Annotated in this window: 13 protein-coding genes; 2 read left to right on the plus strand and 11 right to left on the minus strand. The window is 65.1% G+C overall.

The annotated features are described in order from the left end of the window. Positions 1-27: 27 nt before the first annotated feature. From ybeY to ACYQML_RS11965, 7 genes are all read right to left on the minus strand, one after another. Entirely contained in the window at positions 28-525 is a 498-nt protein-coding gene (gene ybeY, locus ACYQML_RS11935; RefSeq protein ID WP_461235619.1) for an rRNA maturation RNase YbeY, read from the minus strand. After that, on the minus strand, positions 525-1,634 hold the full coding sequence (locus ACYQML_RS11940; RefSeq protein ID WP_461235620.1) for a PhoH family protein: 1,110 nt from the start codon (positions 1,632-1,634) through the stop codon (positions 525-527). The genes ybeY and ACYQML_RS11940 overlap by 1 nt, the downstream gene beginning before the upstream one ends. 112 nt (positions 1,635-1,746) lie before the next feature. Further along, positions 1,747-3,087, minus strand: a complete 1,341-nt coding sequence (gene miaB / locus ACYQML_RS11945) for a tRNA (N6-isopentenyl adenosine(37)-C2)-methylthiotransferase MiaB (protein ID WP_461235621.1) — start codon at positions 3,085-3,087, stop codon at positions 1,747-1,749. A 124-nt stretch (positions 3,088-3,211) separates the two neighbouring features. Then, positions 3,212-4,084 (minus strand): lysophospholipid acyltransferase family protein, encoded by an 873-nt coding sequence (locus ACYQML_RS11950; RefSeq protein WP_056453936.1) that lies wholly within the window; start codon positions 4,082-4,084, stop codon positions 3,212-3,214. Positions 4,085-4,111: 27 nt separating this feature from the next. Beyond that, positions 4,112-4,633 carry a GNAT family N-acetyltransferase gene (locus ACYQML_RS11955; protein WP_056429952.1) on the minus strand — a complete coding sequence of 174 codons (522 nt, stop codon included), beginning with the start codon at positions 4,631-4,633 and terminating at the stop codon, positions 4,112-4,114. Continuing rightward, entirely contained in the window at positions 4,630-5,310 is a 681-nt protein-coding gene (gene tsaB, locus ACYQML_RS11960; protein WP_461235622.1) for a tRNA (adenosine(37)-N6)-threonylcarbamoyltransferase complex dimerization subunit type 1 TsaB, read from the minus strand. Before tsaB ends, ACYQML_RS11955 begins: the two co-directional genes overlap by 4 nt. A gap of 124 nt (positions 5,311-5,434) precedes the next feature. Then, entirely contained in the window at positions 5,435-6,001 is a 567-nt protein-coding gene (locus ACYQML_RS11965; RefSeq protein ID WP_056429959.1) for a NifU family protein, read from the minus strand. Positions 6,002-6,278: 277 nt separating this feature from the next. On the opposite strand from ACYQML_RS11965, the gene rplS reads away from it, so the two are divergent. Continuing rightward, complete coding sequence (gene rplS, locus ACYQML_RS11970; RefSeq protein ID WP_018042354.1) at positions 6,279-6,734, plus strand: 50S ribosomal protein L19; 456 nt, start codon at positions 6,279-6,281, stop codon at positions 6,732-6,734. A 144-nt stretch (positions 6,735-6,878) separates the two neighbouring features. Here rplS and ACYQML_RS11975 read toward each other — a convergent pair whose 3' ends face one another. The 3 genes from ACYQML_RS11975 to leuD form a co-directional block, all read right to left on the minus strand. Next, positions 6,879-7,133: a hypothetical protein gene (locus tag ACYQML_RS11975; protein WP_461235623.1), complete on the minus strand. Its 255-nt coding sequence runs from the start codon at positions 7,131-7,133 to the stop codon at positions 6,879-6,881. A 499-nt stretch (positions 7,134-7,632) separates the two neighbouring features. Then, positions 7,633-8,823 carry a lytic murein transglycosylase gene (locus ACYQML_RS11980; protein ID WP_207410737.1) on the minus strand — a complete coding sequence of 397 codons (1,191 nt, stop codon included), beginning with the start codon at positions 8,821-8,823 and terminating at the stop codon, positions 7,633-7,635. 80 nt (positions 8,824-8,903) lie between these two features. Then, entirely contained in the window at positions 8,904-9,506 is a 603-nt protein-coding gene (gene leuD / locus ACYQML_RS11985; RefSeq protein WP_056429968.1) for a 3-isopropylmalate dehydratase small subunit, read from the minus strand. A 192-nt stretch (positions 9,507-9,698) separates the two neighbouring features. On the opposite strand from leuD, the gene ACYQML_RS11990 reads away from it, so the two are divergent. Then, positions 9,699-9,872, plus strand: coding sequence for a hypothetical protein (locus ACYQML_RS11990; RefSeq protein ID WP_200919143.1), 174 nt, complete (start codon positions 9,699-9,701; stop codon positions 9,870-9,872). A gap of 15 nt (positions 9,873-9,887) precedes the next feature. Here the strand turns inward: ACYQML_RS11990 and ccrA are convergent, their stop codons facing one another. Then, positions 9,888-11,168 carry a crotonyl-CoA carboxylase/reductase gene (gene ccrA, locus ACYQML_RS11995; RefSeq protein WP_027172596.1) on the minus strand — a complete coding sequence of 427 codons (1,281 nt, stop codon included), beginning with the start codon at positions 11,166-11,168 and terminating at the stop codon, positions 9,888-9,890. Positions 11,169-11,271 lie beyond the last annotated feature (103 nt).

Consider the following 11,271-nt stretch of genomic DNA (forward strand, 5'->3'; position numbering starts at 1 on the left):
ATCTGGAATTGCGGGCGGAATCGCCCCTCACTCGGCATAGGGGTCGGCGATGCCGAGGCCGTGCAAGGCTTCGGTCTCCAAGGCCTCCATGGCGTTCGCGTCCGCGTCGCCGGTCTCGTGGTCCTGGCCGAGAAGATGAAGCGTGCCATGGATCAGAAGATGCGCGAGGTGGTCTTGAAGCAGTTTTCCCTGCTCGGCACTCTCGCGCAGCATCGTGTCATACGCAAGAACGACATCGCCGAGCGGCACCGCGACACCAGCATGGGCGGGTTGCGGCGAAGCAGGAAAAGACAGGACATTGGTGGGCTTGTCTTTGCCACGCCAGGTCCGGTTGAGGTCCTGGACCACCTCATCCGTGGTCAGCAGCACGCTCACCTCGATCGGATGGGCGGGCGTATCGGGCACGATGGCAAGTCCTGCCTCTACCGCCCGGATAACGAAAGCCTCGAGGTCCGGCACCACGGTTTCCCAACGTGGGTCCTCCACGGCGACGTCGATCTCGGATTCGATCTCAGACCCCGGCATCACGAAAGCGGCCTGCGGCGGGACATGGGCGAGCGGTCCGCATCGCCCTCGCCATGGGCAGCCGTCTCGTAGGCGGTGACGATGCGGCGAACGAGGTCATGGCGCACCACGTCGACGTCCCGGAAGGTCACCCGGCCGATCCCCTCGACACCATCGAGGATGTTCACGGCCTCGACGAGCCCGGATTTCTGGCCGGGCGGGAGATCGACCTGACTCGGGTCTCCGGTGATGATCATCCGCGAGTTCTCGCCGAGACGGGTGAGAAACATCTTCATCTGCATCGAGGTGGTGTTCTGCGCCTCGTCGAGCAGGACCACGGCGTTGGTCAGGGTCCGGCCGCGCATGAAGGCCAGCGGCGCGATCTCGATGACGCCGGTCTGCAGGCTGCGATCAACGTGCCGCGCCTCCATGAAATCGTAGAGCGCGTCGTAGATCGGACGCAGGTAGGGATCGACTTTCTCGCGCATGTCGCCGGGCAGGAAGCCGAGACGCTCGCCGGCCTCGACGGCGGGCCGTGACAGGATCAGCCGTTCCACATGGCCCTGTTCCAGCAGGGACACCGCGTAGCCCACCGCGAGCCAGGTCTTGCCGGTGCCGGCGGGGCCTTCGGCGAAGACGAGCTCATGGTTGCGAAGAAGCTTGATATAAGTGTCCTGGGCCGCGTTCCTGGCCCGCACGGCGCCGCGCTTGCGCGTGGCGATCTGGTCGAAATGCGGGCGATCCGGCTCGGCGCTCACCTCCGCGGAGGGGAAGAGGTTGCCCTGAAGCGTCGTCTCCTGGATCGCGCCGTCGACATCGCCGAGGGTGAGGGCGGTGCCGCTGGCCTTCACACGCGCATAGAGCCGTTCGAACACCTTGCGCGCCCTCTCGGCGGCATCCGGCGGTCCCTTCACCACGAGGTGGTTGCCCAGGGCCGTGGCGGTGACGGCCAGACGCCGTTCGATATGGGCGACGTTCTGGTCGTACTGGCCGAAAACGAGGCTGGCGAGCCGGTTGTCATCGAAGGTCAGGGAGACGTCTACCGTCTCCACGATCTCTCCCACCCGCGCCGCCGGCCCACGCCCACGAAGGGGCGCTCCCCGTCCACTCAGACCGTCAGATGCCGGCACGCAAAGGCTCCTTGCTGTGAGTATCGCTGAGCGTCACGAATGGGGTCGGGACGGCATGACGCGGCCATCCCGTCTCCCGGGATGGAAATGCGGCAGCGTGGCATGAGCCTCGTCAAGCGGCCGCCGCCTCGTCGGTAACGGCTTCGCCGAACAGGCTGTTCGAGCCGGCCCGGACTACCCGCACGGGCACGATCGTACCGATGGTGGCGGCCGGAGCGTCGAATTGGACGGGCAGGAGATGCGGTGTCTTGCCGGCGACCTGCCCCGGATGACGTCCGGCCTTCTCCACCAGCACCTCGACGACATGGCCCACGGCGGACGCGTTGAAGGCGTGGCGCTGGTCATCGAGCAAGGCCTGGAGTGCTGCGAGGCGCTCGGACTTCACGGCCTCGGGCACGGCGTCCTCGCGCTCGGCGGCCGGCGTACCGGGGCGCGGGCTGTACTTGAACGAATAGGCCGACGCGAAGCCGATCTCGGCCACGAGGCGCATCGTCTCGTCGAACTCCACGTCGGTCTCGCCGGGGAACCCGACGATGAAGTCGGAGGACAGGGCGATATCCGGGCGCACCCGGCGCACGCGCTCGATGAGCCGGCGATAGGCATCGCCCGTATGCTTGCGGTTCATCGCCTGCAGCACGCGGGTGGAGCCCGACTGAACCGGCAGGTGCAAGTAAGGCATCAGCGCGGCGATTTCCCCATGCGCCCGGATCAGATCGTCAGCCATGTCGTTGGGGTGGCTCGTGGTGTAGCGCAGGCGCAGGAGGCCCGGTATCGCTTCGAGCGCGCGCATCACCGTGGGAAGCGTCACCGATGCGCCATCGGCGCCGACCCCATGATAGGCGTTGACGTTCTGCCCGATCAGCGTGATCTCGCGAGCACCGCCCCGAACGAGTTTCTGCGCCTCATCCAGGATCGCCTCCACCGAGCGCGAGACCTCGGCCCCGCGCGTATAGGGGACGACGCAGAAGGCGCAGAACTTGTCGCAGCCTTCCTGCACGGTGAGGAACGACGAGACCGCAGCCGTCCGCCTGATGGGCAGGTGGTCGAACTTGTCCTCGACGGGAAACTCCGTGTCGACGACGCGCGCCGAGCCGGAACGAGCCAGAAGATCGGGCAGACGATGATAGTTCTGCGGGCCCACGACCACGTCGACGGCGGGTGAACGCGCCAGAATCTCCTTGCCCTCAGCCTGTGCGACGCAGCCCGCGACCACGATCCGTGTGTCCAGCCCAGCCTCGGCACGAGCCGATTTCAGAACGCGCAGTCGGCCGAGTTCGGAATAGACCTTGTCGGCGGCCTTCTCGCGAATGTGGCAGGTATTGAGGATGACGACATCCGCGTCCTCGACGCTTTCCGTGGCGGCATAGCCCTGGCTACCGAGCAGGTCGGACATGCGACCCGCATCGTAGGCATTCATCTGACAGCCGTAGGATTTGACGTAGGCTTTCTTCAACGCGACCGTTCCAGCACCGGATAGACCTCGGGCGTCGCTCGGACGCCCCCTGCTGCCGGCGGTGCTAGCACGTTTCACCCGGCCCGTCGCTTCCTTGCGACATTACGAACACGGCCGAAGGAGTTCAGGCAGCGACATTCGAGGAGGGGAGCGTTGCGATGAGGGGCTCCGCGACGGGCAGCGCCACCGCTACGCCCTCCCACCGGCCCGTTACGGATGCCTGCATCGCCCTGCGCACCGAGGCTTCGGCCATGGCGGTGGCGCGCTTGCGGTCGGTGCCGGCTTCGAAGGCAATGGGATCGCCCCAGACCACGTGGACGTCGATCGGCCCTTCTCGAAGGAACACCGCAAGATGCGGCGCCAGCTCCATGTCACCGTACCAGGCGATGCCCGGCCGCTCGGACCGGATCACGGGCAGGCCGTTGCGGCGCGGATAGGTGAGGGCGAGGGGCTGGAGCCGGACGCGGTCGCGGGTGCCGCCCTCGGAATCGATGGCGGCGCGGGCGGCTCCCACGAGGGACGAGCGGAACGGCAGCAGACGTGTCCCGTCACCCGTCGTACCTTCGGCGAAGAGAACGATGAGATCGCCATCGGTCAACCGGCTCGCCACCGTGGCGTTGACGCTGGCTGTCGCGGCACGGCGCGCTCTGTCGATGAAGACGGTGCGCTGGAGCCGGGCCAGGGTTCCCACGACGGGCCACCCGGAAATCTCCGATTTCGCCACGAAGGAGAGCGGCCGCAAGGATCCGAGGACGAGGATATCGAGCCAGGAGATGTGATTGGACAAGACGAGGGCCGGCTCCCCCAGGGCAGGGGGCGTGCCGCTCTGGGTCACCCTCACGGAGAACAGCGCCAGGAAGATCCGGTGGAAGTAGGTCGGCGCATGAGCAGCGATCCGGCCGCGCCCGAATCTCAAGCTGAGGAGATGCGGACCGACCAGCACCCCGAAGGCCAGGACGCAGACGAGAAGCCGAAGGGCGGTGCCGAGACGCGTCATCGTCCGACGTCGATCAAGAAGCGCGGATCACGACAGGGTCGCAGTCATGGTGAAGGCGGTGGCGCGAGTGCCATCGGCGCGGGTGTAATACCCCGTGCGCTCGCCGACGCGCTGGAAACCGTGCCGAGCATAGAGCTTCAATGCAGCCGCATTGCCCTCGTCCACTTCGAGATGGACATGGCGCACGCCGTTCAGCGCGAGATGCCCGAGATGCTCGCGTACGAGCTTGTGGCTCAGGCCACCGCCCCGTGCGGCAGGTGCCAGGACGACGGTGAGGATCTCGGCTTCGTCGGCGACGCGGCGCGAAAGAATGAACCCCTGGATCGTGCCGGCGCGCCAGAGGGCGTGAGCCTCGGTGGAGCGTTCGCACAGCATCCGCTCGAATTCATGGGCATCCCAGGGCCGCGCGAAGGAGGTGGCGTGCAGGCGGGCAAGGGTGGAGGCGGAGGAAGAATCGCGCAGAGGCGTCACGTAGGGCTCGCCGCCCCAGGCGTCCCACCAGGCCAGCCACCAATCGAGAGCCCAAAGCGGAGAGACGGGACGAATCATCGACGGGCCAGCCTCGCGTGATCCTGGGGAGTGGCGTCCGGTCCACGCAGGTAGAGCGGACGCGCCATGGCTTGGGCAGGGTCGGCCAGCATGCCGAGGGAGGCGATCCAGGCAATCTGCGGCGGGCCGGCATCACTGATACATGCCGCGACGCCACGGGATCTCAGCAGGCTGCTCAGTGCCGGCGCGCCGGATCCAACCAGGGTGACGGGGCTACGCCCGACGTGATCGGCCGCTTCCTCGATCCGCAGGAGGCTCGGGGGCACGACGATGCCTTCCGCCATGTTCATGGCCTGAAAATACACCGAGCCGTGCCGGGCATCGATCGCCGCGGCAATCAGGCCCTGGCCGTTGGTGGCGAGCAAGGGCGCCAGGAGCGCGGACAATGTCGTGACGCCGACCACCGGGACCTGCGTCGCGAGGCCAACGGCGCGAGCGGCCGACAGGCCGACGCGAAGGCCGGTATAGCTCCCTGGACCGACGGTGACCGCGACCCGGTCGAGGCTCTCGAACCCGCCTTCGACACGCGCCATCACGCGCTCCAGCATCGGGAGCAACGCTTCGGCATGGCCACGGGCCAAGGTCATGGATTCTTCGGCGAGGAGATCGTCGGAGAGATCCGTCGCGATGCAGACGGAGCAGGCGTCCAGCGCCGTGTCGATAGCCAGGATACGCAACGTCACTCCAGATCGGGATGCCCGTCGGGCGCATGAGTTTACGATGAAAAAGGCCGCCCCGTCAGTGCGGGACGGCCCTCGGAAGCAACGAAGGACGCAGGGTGTTGCGCGCTTGCGACGGCAATCAGACCGCCTGGACCTCGCGCACTTCGGGAAGGAAGTGCTTGAACAGGTTCTGCACCCCATGCCGGAGCGTGGCGGTGGAGGAAGGGCAGCCGGAACAGGCGCCCTTCATTTCGAGATAGACCACGCCCTCCTTGAAGCCGCGGAAGGTGATGTCGCCGCCATCGCTGGCAACCGCAGGGCGCACCCGGGTCTCGAGAAGGTCCTTGATGGTGACGACGGTGTCGTGATCCGCCGCATCGTAGAATTCCTCGGCATCGTCGCTACCGAGAACGACGCCCTCTGCCAGGACCGGGGCGCCCGACTGGAAATGCTCCATGATCGCGCCGAGGATCGCCGGCTTCACCTGCGGCCAGCCGTGCTCGTTCTCGATCTTGGTCACGGAGATGAAGTCGTGTCCGAAATAAACGCCGGCGACACCGGGTACGTCGAAGAGGCGCTGGGCCAGCGGCGACCGAGCAGCGGCTTCGGCATCCCGAGCCTCGAAGGTCGATTCGGGAAGTACCACGCGCCCCGGCAGAAACTTCAGGGTGGCGGGATTAGGAGTGGCTTCGGTCTGGATGAACATGGCTGTGTCGTATCCTCGTCCGCTGCGCCGGTTCAAGGCCGGCCGGGAAGGGCGCGAGGAACGCCCCGCGCTTACCCATCCATGTGGACCGTATGCGGGATTTTCTCAACCTGCACGCACCGGGCGGTGGACAGGCCCGTTCGTGTTCTTCGACGGGGATGTCGACAAGGGCCGACGCTTCCTGTATGGCCCGCGGCAACTCAAAACAGGATGCCGAAATCCTGACGCACGCATTCCCCTCCTGGGATCGCGGGCGCGCACCGGCAGGAACTTGACCATGAACATCATCCAGCAGCTCGAGCAGGAGCAGATTGCTGCGCTCGGCAAGACCATTCCCGACTTCCAGCCCGGCGACACGGTGACCGTGAACGTGAAGGTGAAGGAAGGCGAGCGTACCCGCGTGCAGGCCTATGAAGGCGTATGCATCGCGCGCTCCGGTGGCGGCCTCAACGAGAGCTTCACCGTCCGCAAGATTTCCTACGGCGAGGGCGTCGAGCGCGTCTTCCCGGTCTATTCGCCGATGATCGATTCGATCGCCGTCGTGCGTCGCGGTAAGGTGCGTCGCGCCAAGCTGTACTACCTGCGCGACCGTCGCGGTAAGTCCGCCCGTATCGTCGAGCGCGCCGACCGCCCCGCCGAGAAGGCCGCCAAGGCCGATGCCTCGAAGGCCAACAAGGACGCCCGCAAGGCCGAGAAGGCCGCAAAGTCCGCTGCCAAGACCGCAGCCGAATAAGCTGTACGGCGAGCCTCGTTAGAATTGCGAAAGGCCGGGCATTGCCCGGCCTTTTTCGTTGGCGGATGGACGCCGCACCGGCATCCATCCCAAAGCAGTCTCGCATCCCGAGACATGCTCGCCCCCCATCCTCGACTGCAACATCTACGAGGACGGATTGGCCGGCACGAGGATCATCTCCATCCGACCACCACGGGGGAAGGGGATCATTTTCATTTCCTGCTTCGGCGCAGGGCTCAACATCCGCGACGGCTCATAGCGCTGGTCGATCGCATGGGTCGCATCGATATCTTGATGACGCTGTTGAACGCCGCGCTTCCCCGCAATCTGGGCAACCGCCGCCGAGGAAGCCGTTGCGAGAATGAGCACGGTGGCAATTGCTACATTTTTATACAGCATGATTTTCCTTAGTGCATGTTTCAGCTACATAAGGGTCAACGGACGGCCAACAATGCCTAATCCTGCGCCAGTCAGCCCAGTCCGTGAACAGGGTGCGGCGTCACACGGGCCAAGAGGAAAGGCCTGACATTGTGTTCGAACGCGCGGATTAACCTCCTGACGCGATCCGAACGTGGTCTCGCCAAGGCAATACGAAGAAGACCATCAGCAAGATGGCGGCACATAGCAAAATAAATAGAGATTTCACTTCCGAAAAAGATCTCGATAAGTATCGATCGATATCTGCATCATCTTACGAAAGCGACCAGGCCGCTTGGGTCCAAGTGAGGAGAGGATATCTTCGGAACCATTCCCTCAGGCCGGAGCCCCGGCCATCATAGCCCGAGGCAGCGGCCGGCGCCGCCTCGGAGGATGGGTCAGCTTCATCAGCGTCCCGGAAAGGGCAGATCGGAGGTCGGGTCGGCTGATCGAATGAAGACGTCCCGACCCCTTCACACCACTATCCCCGACGTAGGGCCTCGAGCACCTTTCCACCCGGTCGCCCGGTCTGCGGCATGCCGAGCTTACGCTCAATGGCCTTGATCGCGTCTCGGGTCTTGGCGCCGACTTTACCGTCCGGCTCGCCGACATCGTAGCCCTGGGCCGCCAATCTGGTCTGAAGATCGCGGCGCTCGGCGCGCGACAGGGGCGGATCATCGGTAGGCCATTCCGCCTGGACACCGGAGCGGCCGCGCAGGCGGTCGGACAGCACCGCGATGGCCAGACCGTAGGATTCGGCGGCGTTGTAGGAATAGAGCGCGTCGAAATTCCGGGTCACCAGGAAGGCCGGACCGTTGATACCGGCCGGGAGCAGGATGCCGGCGGGGCCGTCGCCGGAGAGCGGGCGTCCGTCGATCCGGGTGACACCCATGGAGGCCCAATGTGCCACGGCGTGCTTGTTCTTGCGCCCGGCGGCCCCGGCATTGAAGCCCTTCGGCACACGCACCTCGTAGCCCCATGGCTGGCCGTTCGACCATTTGGCCACGCGCAGGAAGTTGGCGGTGGAGGCCACCGCGTCAGGCACCGAATCCACGAGATCACGGCGCCCGTCGCCGTCGCCGTCGACGGCGAGGCGCTGGTAGGTGGTGGGCATGAACTGGGTCTGGCCAAAGGCGCCGGCCCATGACCCCGTCAAGCGGGACGGGTCGATGTCGCCGCGCTCGATGATCTTCAGGGTCGCCATCAGCTCGCCCTTGAAGAAGCCCGCGCGGCGGTGGTTCGAGCAGATCAGAGTGGCAAAGGACTGAACCAGCGGCATCTTACCGAGGTTCTTGCCGAAATTCGATTCGACCCCCCAGACGGCGGCGATGGTGTAGCGGTCGACACCGTAGCGTGCCTCGGCATTGGCGAGAGCCTGGCCATGCTGCTTCATCGCCGCTTTGCCGTCGTCCACCCGCTCCTCGTCAACGAGGGCGGCCATGTAGTCCCAGATCGGCGTCTTGAATTCGGGCTGCGCCTGGGAGAGTTCGATGACCTTGTCGTCGAAGGCGATCCCGTCGGTCGCCGCGCGGAACGTCTGCGCTGAGATCCCTTGCGCCGCCGCCTCGCCCTGGAGGGAGGCGAGGCAGGAGCGAAAGTCGGCCTTGGCAGGAACGGACGCTGCCGCACTCGCGAGGCAGAGGAGGGCGGTCAGCTTCGCGCGCGACGTCATGGGCGGTCTCCCGGCGGTTTTCGGCGTTTCCCGACCTTTAAGCCGCGCGCATGGTAAACGAACCGTGATGATGTCGGCGCTCAGGCAAATCCGCGCGCGGCGAGCTTCTCCTCGTAGGCGTCGATCTTCGGCGCGCGCATGAGGGTCAGGCCGATCTCGTCGAGCCCGTTGAGCAGGCTTTCTTTGCGCCCGGCATCGATGTCGAAATGCAGCGTGCCGCCATCAGGCCCCTTGATGGTCTGGCTCTCGAGATCGATCGTCAGGGTGGCGTTGGAGCCGCGCTCGGCATCGTCGAACAGCTTCTCCAGATCCTCCGGCGAAACGATGATGGCAAGGATGCCGTTCTTGGCGCAGTTGTTGAAGAAGATATCGGCGAAGCTCGTGGAGATTATGCAGCGGATACCGAAATCGGCGAGCGCCCACGGCGCGTGCTCCCGCGACGAGCCGCAGCCGAAATTGTCGCCGGCCACCAGCACTTTGGCATTACGGTAAGCCGGCTGGTTGAGCACGAAATCCGGGTTCTCGGAGCCATCGTCGTTGTAGCGCATCTCGGAGAACAGCCCCTTGCCGAGACCGGTGCGCTTGATTGTCTTGAGATACTGCTTCGGGATGATCCGGTCGGTATCGACATTGGTGATGCGCATCGGCGCGGCAACGCCGGTGAGGGTGGTGAACTTTTCCATGATGCTTCGCCGTTCGTGAACCGGCCCGTCGCCCGTGCCTCTCCCGCGCTCGGGAAAGGAAGGGCAATCACCGGATGATCCTGTTTCCTCTCCTTACCAGTCGCCTTGGCATCTCGAAAGCAGGCGGTGCCATCTCGTAGCCGTCACGCAACTTGGCTATGCTTATCGTCGACGGACAACCGGGGCGACGCGATGAACGAGACGAGCAATCAGTTCAAGAAGGCGCCCAAGCGCAAAAAGGAAAAGGCCCGGAGCGTTTCCGTGTCACCGGAAATGCGCCAGGCCTATGCCGATCTCATCAAGGAGCGCGAAGAACGCGAGGCCTATGCCCAGCACCTGCCGGCCGAGGGCGGCGGCAAGCGCTGAGCACCTTCCTCGATCTCAGCGCTTCGGGCCGGCCTCGATCACGTCTTCCAGCGTGCGGAGCCCAGCGCGGGGAGCGTTGACGAGACAGGCCATGTTGCCGGGCGGGTGCTGGTTCTTCCACATCTTCGTGTGCGCCTGGGGGATCTTATCCCAGGGGAACACCTCGCTCATGCAGGGGTCGATGCGCTGGTCCAGTACGAACTGGTTGGCGGCCGAAGCCTGCTTCAGATGCGCGAAGTGCGAACCCTGAATACGCTTCTGGCGCATCCAGACGTAACGGGCATCGAAGGTGATGTTGAAGCCGGTGGTACCGGCGCAGAACACCACCATGCCGCCACGCTTCACGACGAGCGCGGAGACCGGGAAGGTCGCCTCACCGGGATGCTCGAAGACGATGTCGACATCGTTGCCCTTGCCGGTGATGTCCCAGATCGCCTTGCCGAACTTGCGCGCTTCCTTGGTCCAGGCGTGGAATTCCGGCGAGTTCACCTTGGGCAGCTGGCCCCAGCAATCGAAGTCCTTGCGGTTGATGACGCCCTTGGCGCCGAGGCTCATCACGTAGTCGCGCTTCGACTCGTCCGAGATGACCGCGATGGCGTTCGCACCGGAGGCGGCGCAGAGCTGGACGCCGAACACGCCGAGACCGCCCGAGGCGCCCCAGATCAGCACGTTCTGGCCCGGCTTCACCGTGTGCGGAGCGTGGCCGAACAGCATCCGGTAGGCGGTGGCGAGGGTCAGTGTGTAGCAGGCACCTTCTTCCCAGGTGAGGTGCTGCGGTCGCTTCATCAGCTGGCGCGACTGGACCCTGCAGAACTGCGCGAACGAGCCGTCCGGCGTCTCGTAGCCCCAGATCCGCTGTGAAGGCGAGAACATCGGGTCACCGCCGTTGCACTCTTCGTCGTCGCCGTCGTCGCGGTTACAATGGACGATGACTTCGTCGCCGACCTTCCAGCGCTTCACCTTGGCGCCCACGGCCCAGACGATGCCCGAGGCATCCGAACCGGCGATATGGTAGTCGGCCTTGTGCACGTCGAAGGGAGAGATCGGCTCGCCGAGGCCGGCCCAGACACCATTGTAGTTGATGCCAGCCGCCATGACGTAGACCAGGACTTCGTCGTCGCCGATCTCCCAGGTCGGCACCACCTCGACCTGCATCGACTCCTCCGGCGGGCCATGGCGCTCGCGCCGGATCGCCCAGGCATACATCTTCGCCGGAACATGGCCGAGGGGCGGAATTTCACCCAGCTCGTAGAGGTCCTTGCCCTCGGTCGTATTCAAGGCAGCACTCGCCGACATCTTGGCTCTCCCATTATTCTTTCTGTGCGACCCTATATCCACGAACCTGGACTGCTCCAAGGCCCCCTAAAAGGCCAGGATCGGGTGCTGCGTCCTCGAGTGC

The organism is Methylobacterium sp. CM6244 (assembly GCF_054817885.1).

Excerpts from the sequence above, each read along its gene's own strand:
- leuD (WP_056429968.1), bottom strand. The coding sequence starts at position 9,506 with ATGGAAAAGTTCACCACCCTCACCGGCGTTGCCGCGCCGATGCGCATC.
- ccrA (WP_027172596.1), bottom strand. The coding sequence starts at position 11,168 with ATGTCGGCGAGTGCTGCCTTGAATACGACCGAGGGCAAGGACCTCTAC.
- ybeY (WP_461235619.1), bottom strand. The coding sequence starts at position 525 with ATGCCGGGGTCTGAGATCGAATCCGAGATCGACGTCGCCGTGGAGGAC.
- ACYQML_RS11990 (WP_200919143.1), top strand. The coding sequence starts at position 9,699 with ATGAACGAGACGAGCAATCAGTTCAAGAAGGCGCCCAAGCGCAAAAAG.
- ACYQML_RS11975 (WP_461235623.1), bottom strand. The coding sequence starts at position 7,133 with ATGCTGTATAAAAATGTAGCAATTGCCACCGTGCTCATTCTCGCAACG.
- rplS (WP_018042354.1), top strand. The coding sequence starts at position 6,279 with ATGAACATCATCCAGCAGCTCGAGCAGGAGCAGATTGCTGCGCTCGGC.
- ACYQML_RS11955 (WP_056429952.1), bottom strand. The coding sequence starts at position 4,633 with ATGATTCGTCCCGTCTCTCCGCTTTGGGCTCTCGATTGGTGGCTGGCC.
- ACYQML_RS11965 (WP_056429959.1), bottom strand. The coding sequence starts at position 6,001 with ATGTTCATCCAGACCGAAGCCACTCCTAATCCCGCCACCCTGAAGTTT.
- ACYQML_RS11980 (WP_207410737.1), bottom strand. The coding sequence starts at position 8,823 with ATGACGTCGCGCGCGAAGCTGACCGCCCTCCTCTGCCTCGCGAGTGCG.
- ACYQML_RS11950 (WP_056453936.1), bottom strand. The coding sequence starts at position 4,084 with ATGACGCGTCTCGGCACCGCCCTTCGGCTTCTCGTCTGCGTCCTGGCC.